The organism is Streptomyces sp. NPDC040545 (genome assembly GCF_055595065.1).
The window spans coordinates 90,819-107,740 of the sequence record NZ_JBVIWA010000018.1; the positions used below are offsets into that span (position 1 = coordinate 90,819).

Below are 16,922 nucleotides of genomic sequence, written 5' to 3' on the forward strand. Positions count from 1 at the left end.
CGGTACCTCTGCCAGACGTCGGAACGGGCCGGGAAGTTGCTTCCGGAACTCAGCTCATCGACGCGAGGACGCCCGGAACCTCGTCCACCGAATCGACGAGCGCGATCCGGGACTCCATCGCACGGCCGCGCGCCAGTGCCTGGAGCAGGGGCCACGCCGGCAGGTGCTCGGTCCAGTGGGTGCGGCCGACCAGGATCATCGGGGCCGGCTCGCCCCGGGACTCGTAGTAGTTGGGCGTCCCGTTGTCGAAGATCTCCTGGACGGTGCCCGCCGCGCCGGGCAGGAAGACCACGCCCGCGTCGGAGCGGGCCAGCAGCCCGTCCTCGCGGGTGGCGTTCGCGAAGTACTTCGCGATGTGGCCCGCGAAGGCGTTCGGCGGTTCGTGCCCGTAGAACCAGGTCGGGATGCCCACCGAGTCACCGCCGGCGGGGAAGCGCTCGCGCACGGCGAAGGCCGCGCGCGCCCAGTCGGACACCGACGGCGCGAAGGAGGGGGCCTTGGCCAGCAGCTCCAGGGCCTCGGCGAGGGCCTCGTCCGGGGCCGGGGCCAGGTAGGCGCCGAGGTTGGCGGCCTCCATCGCGCCGGGGCCGCCGCCGGTGGCCACCGTCAGCCCGGACCGGGTCAGCGCCCGGCCCAGCTCGGCCGCGCCGCGGTAGTCCGTACCGCTGCGAACCATCGCGTGGCCGCCCATCACACCGACGACCCGGACACCGGCGAGATGCTCGTCGAGGGCGTCGGAGATGGCGTCGTCATGGACGGAACGGAGCATCGAGGAGAAGACGTCGCCGTCGGACTTCGTCTCCTGGAACCAGGCGTACGCCTCGGCGTCCGGGGTGATCTCGTACCCGCCGGGCAGTCCGGTGAAGAGCTCCTCGGGCGTGTAGAGCAGGCCCCGGTACGGGTTGAACGGCAGGTCCGGTACGGGCGGGAAGACCAGCGCGCCGTCGGCGCGGACCTTCACCGCCGCGTCGGGCTCCATCGCGCAGCCCAGGAACACGGCCGCCGAGGTGTCGGCGGCCAGCAGCGCGAAGGTCCGCTCCAGCAGGTTGACCGACTGGATCCGGTAGCCGCTGAGCGAGCCGCGTGCCACGACCTGGTCGAATTCGGCGAGCGTCTCGATCTCGATGTCTGGGTTGACCATTCGGCCCACCCTAAGGGCTGCTCGGGTCAGCGGGTCAATGCCAGCGACGTCAGCTGCGCCACACCCCAGCTGAGCGGTACGCACACGGCCAGGAGCGCGGTGGCCCGCAGACTCGCGGCGGTGCGAAGGACGTTGGACGGGGCGCCCAGGTCGAGCAGGGCCGTGCGTCCGGGCTGCCGGCTCCGGCGGGCCTCCACCACGGATGTGAGAAGGGTCGCGGCGGCGCACAGGGTCACCAGGGCGACGGCCGGCCAGGTCAGCGGGCCCAGCGGGACGGGCAGCCCGCCCCGGTCACGCAGGGCGAACGCGGTCAGGGCGCCCGCGGCCACCGAGCAGAGCACCCCCAGCGGGGGGCCGATCAGGGGGGCCTCCTCCTGGAGGGTCCGCCCGGCCAGCAGCCGCAGCGCTCCCGGGCGCACGGCCTGGACCAGACTCCCGCAGGCGTAGGCGAGCCCCGGTCCGGCGAGGGCGAGCCCGACCGCCGTCAGCGACCAGCCGATGAGCATCCCGGCGTCGACCCGGCCCGCGTAGGCCGAGGCCGCGAGCCCACAGGCGGTCAGGGCGATGCCCCAGGGCAGTCCGGTCTGGGGGGCCAGCGGCGGGCGCGGGCGCAGCGCGAGGGCGGTGGCGGCCGAGGCGGTCAGCGGGATCAGGGCCAGCAGGGTGAGGGCGCCCGCCACCGGCAGCGGCTGGTCGGCTTGGAGCAGCTTCGCCCCGGCCCCGTCGAACGGCAGCCCCGCCAGCTCCCCGCGCAGGTGGAGGAAGACGGCCAGGGCCACGGCGCTGCCCAGGGCGCAGGCGACGGCGGTGGAGATCGCGGCGGCCAGCATGAGCCGGACGGGTCCCAGCCCGACGGCGTCCAGTCCCTCGCGGGGCTGGGTCGCGGGGTCGGCTCGGGCCACGACGACGGCGAAGTGGACGGTGACGGCCAGCGGGATCAGGGCCCACAGCAGGCGAGGGAACGATCCGGCGGGCCGGGCCACGGCACCGGCGAGTACATAGAGGAGCAGGAATCCGGTTCCGGCCGAGGCCGCGGCGACGAGGAGCCGCCGCAGCTGGACCAGCGGCCGGGAACCGCGGGCTAGGCGGAGAGCGAGCACGCGGTCTGGTCCTCCGTGGTGTCGGCGACGGGGGAGGCGTCGGCCGCGGCCCCCGCGAGGCGGCCGTCGAGCAGGGCGATCCGGCGGTCCGCGACGGCCGCGGTGGCCTCGTCGTGGGTGGCCAGCAGCACGGTGATGTCGTGGGAGCGGGCCGCGGTGGTGAGCGTACGGAGCAGCAGGGCCCGCTCGGTGCGGTGCAGGGGGGCCGTGGGCTCGTCGGCGAAGATCACCGCGGGCTCGTTGACCAGGGCCCGGGCGAGTGCGACCCGCTGGCACTCGGCGCGGGTCAGGGCGCCGGGGCGCTTGCGGGACAAGCCGGCGATGTCGAGGCGGTCCAGCCATTCGCAGGCGGCTTTGCGGGCGGTGCGGTGGGAGGCCCCGGCGAGCAGCAGGGGCAGGGCCGCGTTCTCCCAGACCTTCAGCTCGGGCAGCAGCTGGGGCTCGTGGCCGATCCAGCCGAACCGGTCGCGGCGCAGCCGTTCGCGGACGACCGTGCCCATGGTGTGCACGGGGAGGCTGTTGAACCAGACCTCGCCCTGCTGGGGGCGCAGCTGCCCGGACAGACAGCGGAGCAGGGTGGTCTTGCCGCTGCCGCGGGGACCGGTCAGGGCGAGGATCTCGCCCTGGCGGACCGCGACGGAGATTTCGACGAGGGCGGGGGAGCCTCCCCCGGACTTCGTCCGGGGGGACCCCCTGTGGGAGTAGTACAGGGACCGAGCCCACAGGACGTCATTGTCAGGCGGGGCAATGTCCGGTGGAGCCACCATGGCGTACACCTCCGTCCGAGGGAACGAAGCGGAACCGGTCGAAGTCACTGGCGCCGCACTGAGATGTAAAGAGACGAACGTCTTGGATGGTGACAGCACACGGCCCGGACCCCCGCGTTCTCACTCGAACGGAGGATCCGGGCCGTGTGGTTGGACTACAGCGGTCGGGCGGTCTGAGCGCCGGTTACAGCTTGGTCCATGCCTCGGTGAGTACCGAGCGCAGGATTCCCTCGATCTCGTCGAAGGTGCCCTGGTCGGCGATCAGCGGCGGCGCGAGCTGGATGACCGGGTCACCGCGGTCGTCGGCCCGGCAGTAGAGGCCGTTCTCGAAGAGCGCCTTGGAGAGGAAGCCGTAGAGCACGCGCTCCGTCTCCTCGTCCGTGAAGGACTCCTTGGTGACCTTGTCCTTGACGAGCTCGATGCCGTAGAAGTAGCCGTTGCCGCGGACGTCGCCGACGATCGGCAGGTCGTGCAGCTTCTTCAGCGTCGAGAAGAAGGCGCCCTCGTTGTCCAGCACGTGCTGGTTGAGGCCTTCCTTGTCGAAGATGTCGAGGTTGGCCAGCGCGACGGCCGAGGAGACCGGGTGGCCGCCGAAGGTGTAGCCGTGCAGGAAGGTGTTGTCGCCCTTGTAGAACGGCTCCGCGAGGCGGTCGGAGATGATGCAGGCGCCGATCGGGGAGTAGCCCGAGGTCATGCCCTTGGCGCAGGTGATCATGTCCGGGACGTAGTCGAACTTGTCACAGGCGAACATGGTGCCGAGGCGGCCGAAGGCACAGATCGTCTCGTCGGAGACGAGCAGCACGTCGTACTCGTCGCAGATCTCGCGGACCCGCTGGAAGTACCCGGGCGGCGGCGGGAAGCAGCCACCGGCGTTCTGCACCGGCTCCAGGAAGACGGCGGCGACGGTGTCGGCACCTTCGAAGAGGATCTCCTGCTCGATCTGGTCGGCGCACCAGCGGCCGTAGGCCTCCGGGTCGTCGCCGAAGATCGGGGCGCGGTAGATGTTGGTGTTCGGCACCTTGTGCGCGCCGGGGACCAGCGGCTCGAAGGGGGCCTTCAGGGCAGGCAGGCCCGTGATGGACAGGGCGCCCTGCGGAGTGCCGTGGTAGGCGACCGCACGCGAGATGACCTTGTACTTGGTGTGCTTGCCCTGCAGCTTGAAGTACTGCTTGGCGAGCTTCCAGGCGGTCTCCACGGCCTCGCCGCCACCGGTGGTGAAGAAGACCTTGTTCAGGTCGCCCGGGGCGTAGTGGGCGAGGCGCTCGGCGAGCTCGACGGCCTTGGGGTGGGCGTATGACCAGATGGGGAAGAACGCGAGTTCCTGGGCCTGCTTGTAGGCGACCTCGGCCAGTTCCTTGCGCCCGTGACCCGCGTTGACCACGAACAGTCCGGCGAGACCGTCGAGGTAGCGCTTGCCCTTGTCGTCCCAGATGTAAGTGCCCTCGCCCCGGACGATGGTGGGGACGGGGGAGTTCTCGTAGGACGACATGCGGGTGAAGTGCATCCACAGGTGGTCGTACGCGGTTTTGGAGAGGTCCTGGCTCACGGTTATCGGGTTCCCCACATGTAGGTCTGCTTCTTCAGCTTCAGGTAAACGAAGCTTTCGGTTGATCGCACGCCGGGGAGCGTGCGGATCTTCTTGTTGATCGTTTCGAGCAGGTGGTCGTCGTCCTCGCAGACGATCTCCACCATCAGGTCGAAGGACCCGGCGGTCATCACCACGTACTCGCACTCGGCCATGGCGGTCAGCGCGTCGGCCACCGGGTCGAGGTCGCCCTCGACGTTGATGCCGACCATGGCCTGGCGCCGCAGGCCCACGGTGAGCGGGTCGGTGACGGCGACGATCTGCATGACGCCCTGGTCGAGCAGCTTCTGCACCCGCTGGCGCACGGCTGCCTCGGAGAGGCCTACGGCCTTGCCGATCGACGCATAGGGACGGCGACCGTCCTCCTGCAGTTGCTCGATGATCGCCAGGGACACAGCATCGACCGAAGGGGACGGTTGTCTGTTCCTGGAATCTGCGCTTCGACTGACCACGACCTCACTGTGCACGAGGGTCGTCTGTTCCGCAAGACGGAATCGATGAAATTCGTTGTTTGAAGACTCTGATCTCACTGATTTCGTAGTTGGTGGCGTCTGGGTCTGTCGAAAGCCTCCGCCGAGAGGCTAGGCTTGGTAATCGTCTCAATCGTTGGACATGTGATCAGGAGTGTGGCTGTAGTGACCACCGAACTGCGTCGTCTGCGCAACTACATCGGCGGGGAGTTCAAGGACGCCGCCGACGGGCGGACCACCGAGGTGGTCAACCCGGCCACCGGCGAGGTGTACGCCACCGCCCCGCTCTCGGGCCAGGCCGATGTGGACGCCGCCATGGCCGCTGCCGCGGCCGCCTTCCCGGGCTGGCGCGACACCACCCCCGCGGAGCGCCAGAAGGCCCTGCTGAAGATCGCGGACGCCTTCGAGGCGCGCGCGGACGAGCTCGTCGCCGCCGAGTCGGAGAACACCGGCAAGCCGCTGGGCCTCACGGCCAGCGAGGAGCTGCCCCCGATGGTGGACCAGATCCGCTTCTTCGCGGGTGCCGCACGCCTCCTCGAGGGCCGCTCGGCCGGCGAGTACATGGAGGGGATGACCTCGATCATCCGCCGTGAGCCGGTCGGCGTCTGCGCCCAGGTCGCGCCGTGGAACTACCCGATGATGATGGCCGTGTGGAAGTTCGCCCCGGCGATCGCCGCGGGCAACACCGTCGTGCTCAAGCCCTCGGACACCACCCCGGCCTCCACCGTCCTGATGGCGGAGATCATCGACTCGGTGCTGCCCAAGGGCGTCTTCAACGTCATCTGCGGTGACCGCGAGACCGGCAAGGCCATGGTCGAGCACTCCACCCCGGCGATGGCCTCCATCACCGGCTCGGTGCGCGCGGGCATGCAGGTCGCCGAGAGCGCCTCCAAGGACGTCAAGCGCGTCCACCTGGAGCTCGGCGGCAAGGCCCCGGTCGTGGTCTTCGAGGACGCCGACATCGCCAAGGCCGTCGAGGACATCGCGGTCGCCGGCTACTTCAACGCCGGCCAGGACTGTACGGCCGCCACCCGCGTGCTCGTGCACGAGTCGATCCACGACGAGTTCGTGGCCGCGCTCGCCAAGGCCGCCGCCGACACCAAGACCGGCCAGCCGGACGACGAGGACGTGCTGTACGGCCCGCTGAACAACCCGAACCAGCTCAAGCAGGTCGCGGGCTTCATCGAGCGCCTCCCCGCCCACGCCAAGGTCGAGGCGGGCGGCCACCAGGTCGGCGACAAGGGCTACTTCTACGCCCCGACCGTGGTCTCCGGCCTCAAGCAGGACGACGAGATCATCCAGAACGAGGTCTTCGGCCCCGTCATCACCGTCCAGTCCTTCGTGAACGAGGGCCAGGCCCTGGAGTACGCGAACGGCGTCGAGTTCGCCCTCGCCTCCTCCGTGTGGACCAAGGACCACGGCCGCGCGATGCGGATGTCCAAGAACCTCGACTTCGGCTGCGTGTGGATCAACACCCACATCCCGCTCGTCGCCGAGATGCCGCACGGCGGCTTCAAGAAGTCCGGCTACGGCAAGGACCTCTCCGCCTACGGCTTCGAGGACTACACGCGCATCAAGCACGTGATGACCTCGCTCGACGGCTGATCGGCCGCATCGATCACAGCACAGCGTTGACGGGGCGGGCAGTAGACAACATGTCTATTGCCCGCCCCCTCGCGTTCACCGAGGCTGTGCGCATGCCTGAACTCGCCTTCTCCCGCCGTTCTGCGCTGTACGGCCTCGGCGCCGCGGGCCTCGCGGCCGCCCTCGCCGGCTGCGGCGTGCCCGCCGCCTACGTTCCCGAGGAAGGGCGCGAGGGCCCTGACCGTTCCGAGCGGGACCGCAGTGTCGCCTTCTCCAACTGGCCGCTCTACATCGACACCGACGAGGAGGACGAGGAGCGCCGCCCGACACTGGAGGCCTTCTCGGAGCGGACCGGCATCGAGGTCCGGTACGCAGAGGAGATCAACGACAACGACGAGTTCTTCGGCAAGGTCAGCCCGGCCCTGATGAGCCGCCAGGAGACGGGCCACGACCTGATCGTGGTCAGCGACTGGATGGCCGCCCGCTTCGTCCACCTGGGCTGGGCCCAGAAGCTGGACCGCTCGGCCCAGCCCAACGTGGCCCGGCACCTCGACCCGCAACTGCGTTCCCCCGCCTTCGACGAGGGCCGGCTGCACACCGTCCCCTGGCAGTCGGGGATCACCGGCATCGCCTACAACCGCAAGGCCCTGGGCCGGGAGATCAAGTCGGTCAAGGACCTGTGGCAGCCGGACCTGGCGGGCAAGGTCACCCTCTTCTCCGGCCTTGACGAGTCCTTCGCCCTGCTCATGCAGGGCAACGGCGTGGACGTCACCCGCTGGACCGAGTCCGACTTCCACCGGATGTGCGACCAGGTCGAGAACATGGTGAAGAAGAAGCACATCCGCCGCTTCACCGGCAACGACTACACCTCCGATCTGAGCAAGGGCGATGTCCTCGCCTGCCAGGCCTACTCCGGCGACGCCATCCAGCTCCAGGCCGACAACCCGGACATCGAGTTCGTCGTCCCGGAGGAAGGGGCCGAACTCTGGGCCGAGAGCCTGCTCGTCCCCAACCTGGCCCGGCACAAGGCCAATGCCGAGGCCCTCATCGACCACTACTACGCGCCCGAGGTGGCCGCCTCGCTCGCCGCCTCGGTCAACTACGTCTGCCCGGTCCCGGCCGCCCGGGAGGTCCTGGCCGCCTCCGGCGACCAGGAGACCGCCGAACTGGCCGGGAATCCGCTGATCTTCCCGGACGACGACATGCGCAAGCGGCTGGTCGTGGCCCGGGACATCTCCTCGGCCGAGCGCCGGTCCCTCGCCAAGCGCTGGAACGCGATCGTCGGCCTCTGACGGAGCGCCGGGCGGAAGGTATTGAACATGTTCAGCAAATTGGCTGAACGTGTTCAGAAATGGGCGTAGGCTCTCTTCCATGAGCGAGAGAAGCGCCCTTCAGCGGCGGATCCGTGCCTGGTTGACCCTGTTCCTGATCTGCCTGGTGCTCAGCGGCCTCACTGCCTTCCCCCTGGTCAGCGAGCTCCGCTGGGCCAACGCCCTGATCGACCACGAGTGGCTGCGACGGGTGGGCGACGGGCTGGAGCGGGCCGACGCCGATTACCCCTTCCTCCTCTACGGAACCGACTGGCTCGCCTTCGCCCACCTCGTCATCGCGGTCTTCTTCTACGGCGTCCACCGCGACCCGGTCCGCAACATCTGGATCGTCGAAGCCGGCATGATCGCCTGCGCCGGAGTGATTCCGCTGGCCCTGATATGCGGCCCGATCCGGGGCATCCCCCTCTGGTGGAGCGTCATCGACATGTCGTTCGGCGTCTTCGGGGTGATCCCCCTGCTGATCCTCCGCCGCATGATCAAGCGCCTCGAAGCGATGCCTGCTTGACGCCTACCTGGCGAAGGCCGCCATCACGATGCCCAGGACCACCGGGTTCGTGTCCTCTCCCTTGGCGTCCGTGGAGTTGACCGAGTAGACCAAGGTGCGGGACAGGTCCCGCGTCGCACCTATGCCGGTGTTGTACCCGTGCCGGCCGCCCGACTTGCCCCAGGCCACCGTGCCGTCCGGCAGGACGATCCTGGACAGTCCCGCGGTCATCCTGGCGTCCTTCCCGTCGGCGAAGTCCTTCACCGCGGGCACGGTGAACATCTCCTCCAGCTGGGCCGCCGGCACGATCCGCTCGCTGAACAGGGCCTTGGTGAACCGCTCCAGATCGGCCGTGGTCGAGATGATGTCCCCGGCCGCCCAGCGGTCCGAGGAGTTCCACTCGGTCACGTCCCGCAGCTCCCGGGAGCCGTCCGCCTTCGGGAGCGCCTGGTACCCGCGGTTGTGCGGACCGTGGATCCTCGTCTGCGTCCGGGACGGGAAGGAGGTCTGATGCAGACCGAGCGGCCTCAGGATCCGCCGGCCGACCGCCTCCTCGTACGAGGTGCCCGTCACCTTCTCGACGAGCACGCCCAGCAAGGTGTAGTTGATGTTCAGGTAGTGCTGGGCCGAGCCCGGGGTGAACTCCCGCTTCTTCGCCAGGGCATCGGCCAGCTGGTCGTGCGGGTCGGTCACATCGAAGCGGTGCTCCCACTGCGCCTCGAACGAGTCGCCCGGGCCGTCCGCGGCCGGTATGCCGCTGGTGTGGTTGAGCAACTGCCGGACGGTGACCGTGCCGTAGGCATCGGGAACGGTTTCGGGCAGGTACCGCCGGACCGGCCGGTCCAGGTCCACCCGGCCCTCGGCCGCCAGCTGGAGCACCACCGCCGCGGTGAAGGTCTTGGTCACCGACCCCGCCCGGAACCTTCCGTGCTCCTCGGCCGCCCGCCCGGTGACGATGTCCGCGACACCGGAACTGCCCCGCCAGCTACCGCTCGTACCCCCGACGCGGACCAGAGCGGCAGTCGCATCCTTGTGCTCCGCTCCGAGACCGGCGATCGCCCGCTCCAGTACCGCGGCATTCGGCGGGGCCGGTACGAGAGGCGCCGAGACACCCGCCGTGCCCCCCGCCCGTGCGGGAAGCGAAGCGGCGTGTGCGACGACGGGTCCGGACCCGATGCCCAGGACCAGAGCGGCTGCGATCAGCGTGCGCGTACGTGCGTTCATGGTGGTGTGCTCCCCGGTGAGGTCATCGGCGCCGTCTGCCCCGATGACCTCAATGCTCCAGGTCAGAGGGGTAGTTGCGGATCACCCACCAGAGGGGTCTTCACCGGTACGACAACTCACCGGCGCGAGGGAGGCGACACGCCGCACCTCACTCCCCGGAGGGAGCACCCGCCGCGATCAGGCCCGTCTCGTACGCGCAGATCACCGCCTGGATCCGGTCCCGCAGCCCCAGCTTCGCCAGCACGTTCCCCACGTGCGACTTCACCGTGTGCTCGCTCACCACCAGCGCCGCCGCGATCTCCGCGTTCGACATCCCCCGCCCCAGGTGCAGCAGCGTCTCCCGCTCCCGCGCCGTCAGCACCTCCAGCCGCTCCGCCGGAAGCGCGGGCACCCGCACCGTCGCCGCCGTGTACTCCTCGATCAGGCGGCGCGCCACCGAAGGCGCCAGCAGGGACTCGCCCGCCGCCACCACCCGTACGGCGTGGACCAGGTCGTCGCGCCGCACGTCCTTCAGCAGGAACCCGCTCGCCCCGGCGTGCAGGGCCTCGTACACGTACTCGTCCGAGTCGAAGGTCGTCAGCATCACCGTCCGGCACGCACTGCGCGCCGAGATCGACCGGCACGCCTCGATCCCGTCCAGCACCGGCATCCGGATGTCCAGCAGCGCCACGTCCGGCGCGAGCCGGGCCACCGCCTCCACCGCCGCCGCGCCGTCCCCCACCTCCGCCACGACCTCGATGTCGTCCTGGAGGTCCAGGATCATCGCGAAGCCGCTGCGCACCAGCTCCTGGTCATCGGCCACCACCACACGGATCGTCAATTCCCCACCTCCAGCGGCGAGGTTACAAGGGACACCCGCACCGAGTACCCGACCCCGTCCGGGCCCGGGCCGGACTCTGCAGTTCCGCCGTGGGCCGCCGCCCGCTCGCGGATGCCGATCAGCCCGTGCCCGCCCGAGGTGCCACCGGGTCCCCGGCCGTCGTCCGTGACCGTCACCGTGAGCGTCCCCGGTCCGTACACGAGCGTCACGTCCGCCGCCGAGGCCCCGGCGTGCTTGACCACGTTGGTCAGGGCTTCCTGCACCACCCGGTGCACGGTCGCCTCCAACGCGGCCGGCAGCTCGCGCACCGCGCCGGTCCGTTCGTACGTCACCCGCAGCCCGCTGGCGCGTACCCGGTCCACCAGCTCCGTCAGCCCGGCGATCCCCGGCTGCGGGCTCCGGGGCGCGGCTTCGTCGGTGCGCAGCACGCCCAGCATCGCGCGCAGCTGCGCCATCGCGTCCCGCCCCGTCTCCGCGATCGCCTCGAAGGCCGCCTCGGCCCGCTCCGGGGCCCGGCGCACGGCCACCGGTCCGGCTTCCGCCTGCACGATCATGATGCTGACCGCGTGCGAGAGGATGTCGTGCATCTCCCGCGCGATCCTGGCCCGTTCACGTGCGGCGGCCTGCTCCGCCTCGATCCGGTTGGCCCGCTCCAGCTCGGCGGCGCGAGCCAGGGCGGCCTCGGTGTAGGCCTGCCGCGTGTGCTGGAGCCGTCCCAGGGCGTAGGCCGCCGCCGAGACGAAGAGCGTGAACAGCAGTTCCCGGGCCGTCCCCGTCTCCCAGCCCACCGACAAGGCAACCACCACCACGGTGGCCAGCCCCACGGCCGCACGGACCCTCGGGGCGCACTGCAGGGCGACCGTGTAGAAGGCGATGAGGCCGGCGTACGGCAGCGGCTGGCCCGGCCCGTCGACCGCGACCTCGTAGATCCCTCCGATGACCAGGATCGCCGCCAGTACACCCACCGGTGCCCGGCGCCGCCAGATCAGGGGCAGCACGGCGGCCGTGGTCATCGCGTACGAGGTCCAGGTCGCGGGCGGGAGATCGGGCGATCGGGGCACGACGAACGGCATCGTGACGGCCAGCTGCACCAGCAGGGTCAGGCCCAGGTCCTGCCACCGCTCACCGGCGCCGCGTATGCCCTCCCGGAAGACCCGTATCACCGCCCGAGCCCGCTCCGTACGGCCGCCAGCGCGTCCAGCCGGTTCGTGGTGATCGAGTCGACCCCCGCTGCGACCAGGCCCTTCATCGTCCGCTTGGTGTCCGCGGTCCAGGCCGACACGAGAAGGCCGTCCCGGTGCAGCGCGTCCACCAGCTCCCGGCTCACCAGTCCGAAGCGGTAGTTGAGCCAGCGCGGCGCCACGGCGTCGATCAGTGCCCGCCGCGGCGGCGACAGCGAGGTCCAGGTCAGCGCGATCTCCGCGCCCGGATCGGCGGCGCGGACCGCCAGCATGGTGTTCGGGCCCGCGCAGTAGTACGTCCGCTCGCGCGCCCCGCACTCACGGACCTCGCCCACGACGATGCGCACCGCCTCGGGCGTGGCGCCGGGGAGGTCGAGCATCAGCCGGCCCGGCCCGGCGGCCGTCAGGGCGTCGCGCAGCGTGGGAACTCCGCCCAGCGTCAGCCCCTTCAGCTGCGGGGCCGTGACGTCGTCGAGGCGTACGTCGTGGCCCCACAGCCGCAGGAGCGTGTCGTCGTGGAGGAGCACCGGCACCCCGTCCCTGGTCAGCCGTACGTCGATCTCGACGGCGTCCGCCCCGCGCGCGAAGGCGGAGCGGATCGAGGCCAGGGTGTTCTCACGGACACGGTAGGGATCGCCGCGGTGGCCGACGGCAGTCAGAGTGCTCATGTCCCCATTCTCAGGGGCGCAGTTGCCGAGAAGGCGTCAGCGCGCGAGCCATTCCTCGGTGTACGTGTCGATCTCCGCGCTCAGCTTCGCCTTGCCGGCCGCATCCAGGAAGGAGGCCTCGACGGCGTTCTTGGCGAGCTGCGCGAGCCCGCGCTCGTCGAGGTCGAGGAGGCGGGCGGCCACCGCGTACTCGTTGTTCAGGTCGGAGCCGAACATCGGCGGGTCGTCGCTGTTGATCGTGACGAGCACGCCCGCCGCGACCATCTCCTTGACGGGGTGCCGGTCGAGGTCGGTCACCGCGCGGGTCGCGATGTTGGAGGTCGGGCAGACCTCCAGTGCGATCCGGTGCTCGGCGAGGTACGCGAGCAGCTCCGGGTCCTGGGGCGCGCTGGTGCCGTGGCCGATGCGCTCGGCGCCGAGCTCGCGGATGGCGTCCCAGATCGTCTCCGGGCCGGTGGTCTCGCCGGCGTGCGGGACACTGCGCAGGCCGACGGCGCGGGCGGCGTCGAAGTACGGCTTGAACTGCGGGCGCGGGACGCCGATCTCGGGGCCGCCGAGGCCGAAGGAGACCAGCCCCTCGGGGCGGTGGTCGACGGCGAGCCGGGCGGTCTCGGCGGCGGCCTCCAGGCCGGCCTCGCCAGGGATGTCGAAGCACCAGCGCAGGATGACGCCGAGTTCGCTCTCGGCGTCCCGGCGGGCGTCCTCGATGGCCTCCATGAAGGCCTTCTCGTCGATGCCGCGGCGGGTGGAGGAGTACGGGGTGATGGTCAGCTCGGCGTAGCGGATGTTCTGCCGGGCCATGTCGCGGGCGACCTCGAAGGTGAGGGTGCGCACGTCGTCCGGGGTGCGGACCAGGTCGACCACCGACAGGTAGACCTCGATGAAGTGCGCGAAGTCGGTGAAGGTGAAGTAGTCGGCGAGGGCCTCGGGGTCGGTGGGGACCTTCGAGTCGGGGTGCCGGGCGGCGAGCTCCGCCACGATGCGCGGGGATGCCGAGCCGACGTGGTGGACGTGGAGTTCGGCCTTGGGCAGCCCCGCGATGAAGGGGTGCAGGTCGGTCATGGGGGTGCCTCCGGGAGGGACGCGGGTGCGGGCAGGTCGGGATTCATCGTAGGCACGCCCGTGACTGTCGGTGGCAGCGCTTAGCATGGCTGTACGAGAGGGGGGCGCCGTATGACCGACAGCAGTCCCGAGCCGCGAGACCCGTGGGCGCCGCTGGAGCGGCCGGCGGTCGAGCTGGGCAAGCCGCAGGGGGCACCGGGCGTGTCGGGCCCGCCGTCCGTGCACGACCAGCCGACACTCGCCGGGATGCCGGGCGACCAGTACCCCCCGTCCGCGCCGACCCCGTCCGCGCCGACCCCGGCTCCGATACAGACGCCGACCCCGACCCCGCCCCCGATGGCCGGGCCGCCCACGTCCGCGGCGTACGGGTACCCGGCCCAGCCCGGCTACGGGTACCCCGGCGACGCCGGATACCCCGCGCAGACCGGTCACCCGGGGTATCCCGGGTATCCGGGATACCCGGGCCAGGGCGCGTACCCGCCGCCCTACGGGGCGCAGCGCAGCAACGGCTTCGGCATCGCCGCGCTCGTCCTCGGCATCCTCGCGGTCGTCGGCTGCATCACCAGCTTCTTCGCGATAGCGCTCGGGGCGGCCGCGGTCGTCTTCGGCGCCCTGGGCCGCGGCAAGGCGAGCCGGGGCGAGGCGGACAACGGCGGGATGGCGCTCGCCGGCATCATCCTGGGAGCGATCGGCATCGTGCTGGGCGCCGTGATGATCGCGGTCATATTCGCCGGCTTCATGGAGCGCGGGTCCACCGACGACTCGCCCTACGACAGCCCCTACGACAGCCCCTACGACAACTCCCAGGTGCGCGAGAAGGTCTGACCGGACGGCCTCAGGAGGCCCACGGCCAGTCGGCGTCGCGGCCGGCCTCGATCAGGGACACCATCCGGAAGGCCCCGTCGGTGAGCCCGCCGAAGGTGTGCCGGTTCGCGGTACCGGAGGGCGCGTGCCCCACCCGGTAGCCGGCCAGGTTCCAGGTGTAGACCGGAACCGAGGCCGGCACCTCGGCGGTCGGATCGCCGCCATGGCCCCACGCGGCGACCTGCTCGTCCGTGACGATCAACACCCGGTCGTGGCCGTCGTAGTACTTCTTCACCGCCGCGGCCGTGTAGGTCCCGCCGAGCTGCCCGAACCGCTCCAGCACCTTCAGTACGGACTCGCCGCGGCGGCACGGGACCGCCTCGCTGGTCGTACCGAACTGCACGAGGTCGGCCTGCTCGGCCCGCAGCGCCAGCGCCGTTCCGAAAATGGCCGCCGCGTCCGCCCGGTTGAGCTCGGAGCGGTCCGACAGCGGGGACCACATCGACCCGGACCGGTCGACGAGGACCAGCGTCCGGCCCGGCAGGGCCGGTACGTTGGCCAGCGAGTGGCCGAGCGCCTGCTCCAGCGGGTACGACCAGCGCAGCGAAGGCGCGTGCTGATAGGCGGCCAGGTAGCGGAAGGGGAACTGCCGGGACCGCGCGACGACCGCGGGGTCGGAGATCCTCGCCGCGACCTGAGCGGCCACCGCGTCCGAGACCCCGGCCCGGTCGAAGTTGCGCAGGTTGCGCAGCAGCGCCATCGCACCCATGGACGGGATGACCGCCTCCCAGGCGGCCGCGTCCATCGGCCCCTGCAGCCAGCCGGCCAGCGACTCCCAGGTCATGCCCGCCGCCGCGAGCCGCTCCGCCCCGTCCGGGGCGACGACCTGTGCCCGGCGCTCGTGCACCGGCAGCTCCATCAGCGCCCGGTGGGCCACGAGGGTCCGGTTGCCCGCCGGGACCTCGGCGCTCTCCGGGTTGTGCCTGCGGTCGAGGGCATAGCGGAACAGCTCGCCCTGCCAGGGCCTGGCCGGGTCCGGGGAGGCGTGCACGAGGTTGAGGACGTCGCCGAAGCGGAAGGCCTTGGAGTCGGTGTCGTACTTCAGCAGCGAGGTGCCGGAGTAGAGCCGGCGTACGGCGTCGGCGATACCGCGCTTGACGGGCTTGGGCACGTTGCGCCCGTACGCCGCCGTCCAGTAGGCCAGCAGCTCACCGGGCTCGTCCGCGCGCCGCAGTACGGAGTCGACCACCTGGCGGTTCGAAGGCCCGTCGGTGGCGCCCGCGTCGAGCCGGGCCTTCACGTACTCGGCGGCGCCGACGAGCGAGGCGGTCCGCATGTTGGCGTCCGCGCGGAGCCAGCCCAGCAGGCCGGCCGTCCAGACGGGATCCTCGACGGCGAGGGTGCGTACGAGCGCCGCGAACCGGTCGTCGCGCGCCCCGCCGCCCTCGTAGGCGGTCCGCTGCGTCACGAAGTTGGCGACGGCGAGCAGGAACAGCTCGGAGCGCGGGTCGCGCAGGTGGCCCGGGCCGCCCTGAGCGGTGCGGGCGGGTCCGGTGGAACGGACGGGCGAAGTGGGCGAGGCGGGCGCCGGCTTGAGCGCACGCTGGTTGAAACGAGCCATGAGAATCCCCCCGAATTCGATGGAAGCGGGGGAGGCGTCGGGTGAGGGATGCCCGAGATCGGGAGTCGGCGGCGGACTTTATGCCCGGCGAGCTACCTGGCTGCTCCACCGGCCCGTTCCCTTGCGGGTGACGAGCCGGGTGGGATTCGAACCCACGGCCTCCGGGTCCCCAGAAGTAACCGTCGCCTGCGCACCGGGCATCCCCCACGCCGGCCTCCCGAGATCAAGATGGCGGCGGCCTGGGTTTCTTTGCAAAAGAAGGAGCCGCAGCCTGCGCACCGGGAGGTGCGTGACGTAGGTGTCCAGAGATCGAAGCCGGCGAAACCACAAGGTGCTCTACCAGCTGAGCTACACCGGCCCGAAGCCGGTGACGGGACTCGAACCCGCGGCCGCCCGATTATGAGTCGAAGTAGGTCTCGCCTTCGCACCTGGACACTGATCACGTTAGGCGGGCGGTCCGGGCCGCCGCCACGCATTTACGTCAGCGGGACGTCAGCGGGACGGCGGCGGCCCGGCGCCGCCGCCTCACCCGTCCGTCCCGCGCAGCCGCTCGCGGGCCTCCATGAGGGCGAAGCCCAGCAGGTTCAGTCCGCGCCAGCGCGCCGGGTCCAGGGCGCGCTCGTCGTCGGCCGCCAGCCCGATGCCCCAGATCCGGTCCAGCGGGCTCGCCTCCACCAGCACCCGCTTCCCCGTGCCCAGCAGGTACCCGCGCAGCGCCGGGTCGGAGTCGAACTTGTGCACGCTGCCCTCCACCACCAGGGCGAAGCGCTCCCGCTCCCATATCGCGTTGTCGAAGCCGCGCACGAGCCGCCCGACCTTCTTCGCCTCCGCCGGGCTCTTGGCCCCCACAGCGGCGCGCTCCGCCTCGGCATCGCCGAAGAGCCGGGCCTTGCCGGCCATCATCCAGTGCTCCGCCGTCGCATAACGGACGTCACCGACAGTGAAGGAAGCGGGCCACCACTGGCTCAGGCAGCTCGGACCGAGCCTGCCGTCCGGCAGCGGGCGGTGCCCCCAGAACGGCAGGTACTTCACCCGCTCACCACGGCTGACCTGCTTGATCAGTTCGTCCATCATCTCCAT

The 16,922-nt window shown here is 70.9% G+C and carries 16 protein-coding genes; 4 read left to right on the forward strand and 12 right to left on the reverse strand.

The features are described 5' to 3' along the window. Positions 1-49: 49 nt before the first annotated feature. The 5 genes from ACZ573_RS29100 to ACZ573_RS29120 form a co-directional block, all read right to left on the reverse strand. The gene (locus ACZ573_RS29100) at positions 50-1,141 is read right to left on the reverse strand and encodes an LOG family protein (RefSeq protein WP_471309558.1); all 1,092 of its coding nucleotides are present in this window, start codon (positions 1,139-1,141) and stop codon (positions 50-52) included. 26 nt (positions 1,142-1,167) lie between these two features. Beyond that, positions 1,168-2,241: a hypothetical protein gene (locus ACZ573_RS29105; RefSeq protein ID WP_471309561.1), complete on the reverse strand. Its 1,074-nt coding sequence runs from the start codon at positions 2,239-2,241 to the stop codon at positions 1,168-1,170. Then, on the reverse strand, positions 2,223-3,008 hold the full coding sequence (locus tag ACZ573_RS29110; protein WP_471309565.1) for an ABC transporter ATP-binding protein: 786 nt from the start codon (positions 3,006-3,008) through the stop codon (positions 2,223-2,225). The genes ACZ573_RS29105 and ACZ573_RS29110 overlap by 19 nt, the downstream gene beginning before the upstream one ends. Positions 3,009-3,192: 184 nt before the next feature. Beyond that, a complete protein-coding gene (locus tag ACZ573_RS29115) occupies positions 3,193-4,572 on the reverse strand; it encodes an aspartate aminotransferase family protein (protein ID WP_008737612.1) in 1,380 nt (459 codons plus the stop codon). Beyond that, positions 4,557-5,060 carry an Lrp/AsnC family transcriptional regulator gene (locus ACZ573_RS29120; protein ID WP_007266859.1) on the reverse strand — a complete coding sequence of 168 codons (504 nt, stop codon included), beginning with the start codon at positions 5,058-5,060 and terminating at the stop codon, positions 4,557-4,559. Before ACZ573_RS29120 ends, ACZ573_RS29115 begins: the two co-directional genes overlap by 16 nt. Before the next feature lie 168 nt (positions 5,061-5,228). Between ACZ573_RS29120 and ACZ573_RS29125 the strand changes: the two genes are divergently transcribed. The 3 genes from ACZ573_RS29125 to ACZ573_RS29135 all read left to right on the forward strand — a co-directional run bounded on the left by ACZ573_RS29125 (position 5,229) and on the right by ACZ573_RS29135 (position 8,483). Then, positions 5,229-6,668: a gamma-aminobutyraldehyde dehydrogenase gene (locus ACZ573_RS29125; protein WP_471309569.1), complete on the forward strand. Its 1,440-nt coding sequence runs from the start codon at positions 5,229-5,231 to the stop codon at positions 6,666-6,668. Between the two features lie 92 nt (positions 6,669-6,760). Then, positions 6,761-7,939, forward strand: coding sequence for a polyamine ABC transporter substrate-binding protein (locus tag ACZ573_RS29130; RefSeq protein WP_471309573.1), 1,179 nt, complete (start codon positions 6,761-6,763; stop codon positions 7,937-7,939). A 79-nt stretch (positions 7,940-8,018) separates the two neighbouring features. Then, on the forward strand, positions 8,019-8,483 hold the full coding sequence (locus ACZ573_RS29135) for a hypothetical protein (protein WP_471309576.1): 465 nt from the start codon (positions 8,019-8,021) through the stop codon (positions 8,481-8,483). A 3-nt stretch (positions 8,484-8,486) separates the two neighbouring features. Here the strand turns inward: ACZ573_RS29135 and ACZ573_RS29140 are convergent, their stop codons facing one another. The 5 genes from ACZ573_RS29140 to ACZ573_RS29160 all read right to left on the reverse strand — a co-directional run bounded on the left by ACZ573_RS29140 (position 8,487) and on the right by ACZ573_RS29160 (position 13,417). Then, positions 8,487-9,686 carry a serine hydrolase domain-containing protein gene (locus tag ACZ573_RS29140; RefSeq protein ID WP_471309579.1) on the reverse strand — a complete coding sequence of 400 codons (1,200 nt, stop codon included), beginning with the start codon at positions 9,684-9,686 and terminating at the stop codon, positions 8,487-8,489. A gap of 148 nt (positions 9,687-9,834) precedes the next feature. Then, entirely contained in the window at positions 9,835-10,506 is a 672-nt protein-coding gene (locus ACZ573_RS29145; RefSeq protein ID WP_471309582.1) for a response regulator, read from the reverse strand. Continuing rightward, positions 10,503-11,669 carry a sensor histidine kinase gene (locus ACZ573_RS29150; protein ID WP_471309586.1) on the reverse strand — a complete coding sequence of 389 codons (1,167 nt, stop codon included), beginning with the start codon at positions 11,667-11,669 and terminating at the stop codon, positions 10,503-10,505. Before ACZ573_RS29150 ends, ACZ573_RS29145 begins: the two co-directional genes overlap by 4 nt. Then, positions 11,666-12,355: a glycerophosphodiester phosphodiesterase gene (locus tag ACZ573_RS29155; RefSeq protein WP_471309590.1), complete on the reverse strand. Its 690-nt coding sequence runs from the start codon at positions 12,353-12,355 to the stop codon at positions 11,666-11,668. The genes ACZ573_RS29150 and ACZ573_RS29155 overlap by 4 nt, the downstream gene beginning before the upstream one ends. 36 nt (positions 12,356-12,391) lie before the next feature. Continuing rightward, positions 12,392-13,417, reverse strand: a complete 1,026-nt coding sequence (locus ACZ573_RS29160) for an adenosine deaminase (protein WP_471309592.1) — start codon at positions 13,415-13,417, stop codon at positions 12,392-12,394. Between the two features lie 111 nt (positions 13,418-13,528). Between ACZ573_RS29160 and ACZ573_RS29165 the strand changes: the two genes are divergently transcribed. Then, positions 13,529-14,242, forward strand: coding sequence for a DUF4190 domain-containing protein (locus tag ACZ573_RS29165; RefSeq protein WP_471309594.1), 714 nt, complete (start codon positions 13,529-13,531; stop codon positions 14,240-14,242). A 10-nt stretch (positions 14,243-14,252) separates the two neighbouring features. On the opposite strand, the gene ACZ573_RS29170 is transcribed toward ACZ573_RS29165, so the two are convergent. Continuing rightward, positions 14,253-15,842, reverse strand: a complete 1,590-nt coding sequence (locus tag ACZ573_RS29170; RefSeq protein ID WP_471309596.1) for a TROVE domain-containing protein — start codon at positions 15,840-15,842, stop codon at positions 14,253-14,255. A 525-nt stretch (positions 15,843-16,367) separates the two neighbouring features. Further along, positions 16,368-16,922, reverse strand: coding sequence for an NADAR family protein (locus ACZ573_RS29175; protein WP_471309599.1), 555 nt, complete (start codon positions 16,920-16,922; stop codon positions 16,368-16,370).

Excerpts from the sequence above, each read along its gene's own strand:
- ACZ573_RS29170 (WP_471309596.1), bottom strand. The coding sequence starts at position 15,842 with ATGGCTCGTTTCAACCAGCGTGCGCTCAAGCCGGCGCCCGCCTCGCCC.
- ACZ573_RS29130 (WP_471309573.1), top strand. The coding sequence starts at position 6,761 with ATGCCTGAACTCGCCTTCTCCCGCCGTTCTGCGCTGTACGGCCTCGGC.
- ACZ573_RS29155 (WP_471309590.1), bottom strand. The coding sequence starts at position 12,355 with ATGAGCACTCTGACTGCCGTCGGCCACCGCGGCGATCCCTACCGTGTC.
- ACZ573_RS29165 (WP_471309594.1), top strand. The coding sequence starts at position 13,529 with ATGACCGACAGCAGTCCCGAGCCGCGAGACCCGTGGGCGCCGCTGGAG.
- ACZ573_RS29135 (WP_471309576.1), top strand. The coding sequence starts at position 8,019 with ATGAGCGAGAGAAGCGCCCTTCAGCGGCGGATCCGTGCCTGGTTGACC.
- ACZ573_RS29140 (WP_471309579.1), bottom strand. The coding sequence starts at position 9,686 with ATGAACGCACGTACGCGCACGCTGATCGCAGCCGCTCTGGTCCTGGGC.
- ACZ573_RS29160 (WP_471309592.1), bottom strand. The coding sequence starts at position 13,417 with ATGACCGACCTGCACCCCTTCATCGCGGGGCTGCCCAAGGCCGAACTC.
- ACZ573_RS29100 (WP_471309558.1), bottom strand. The coding sequence starts at position 1,141 with ATGGTCAACCCAGACATCGAGATCGAGACGCTCGCCGAATTCGACCAG.
- ACZ573_RS29175 (WP_471309599.1), bottom strand. The coding sequence starts at position 16,922 with ATGGAGATGATGGACGAACTGATCAAGCAGGTCAGCCGTGGTGAGCGG.
- ACZ573_RS29110 (WP_471309565.1), bottom strand. The coding sequence starts at position 3,008 with ATGGTGGCTCCACCGGACATTGCCCCGCCTGACAATGACGTCCTGTGG.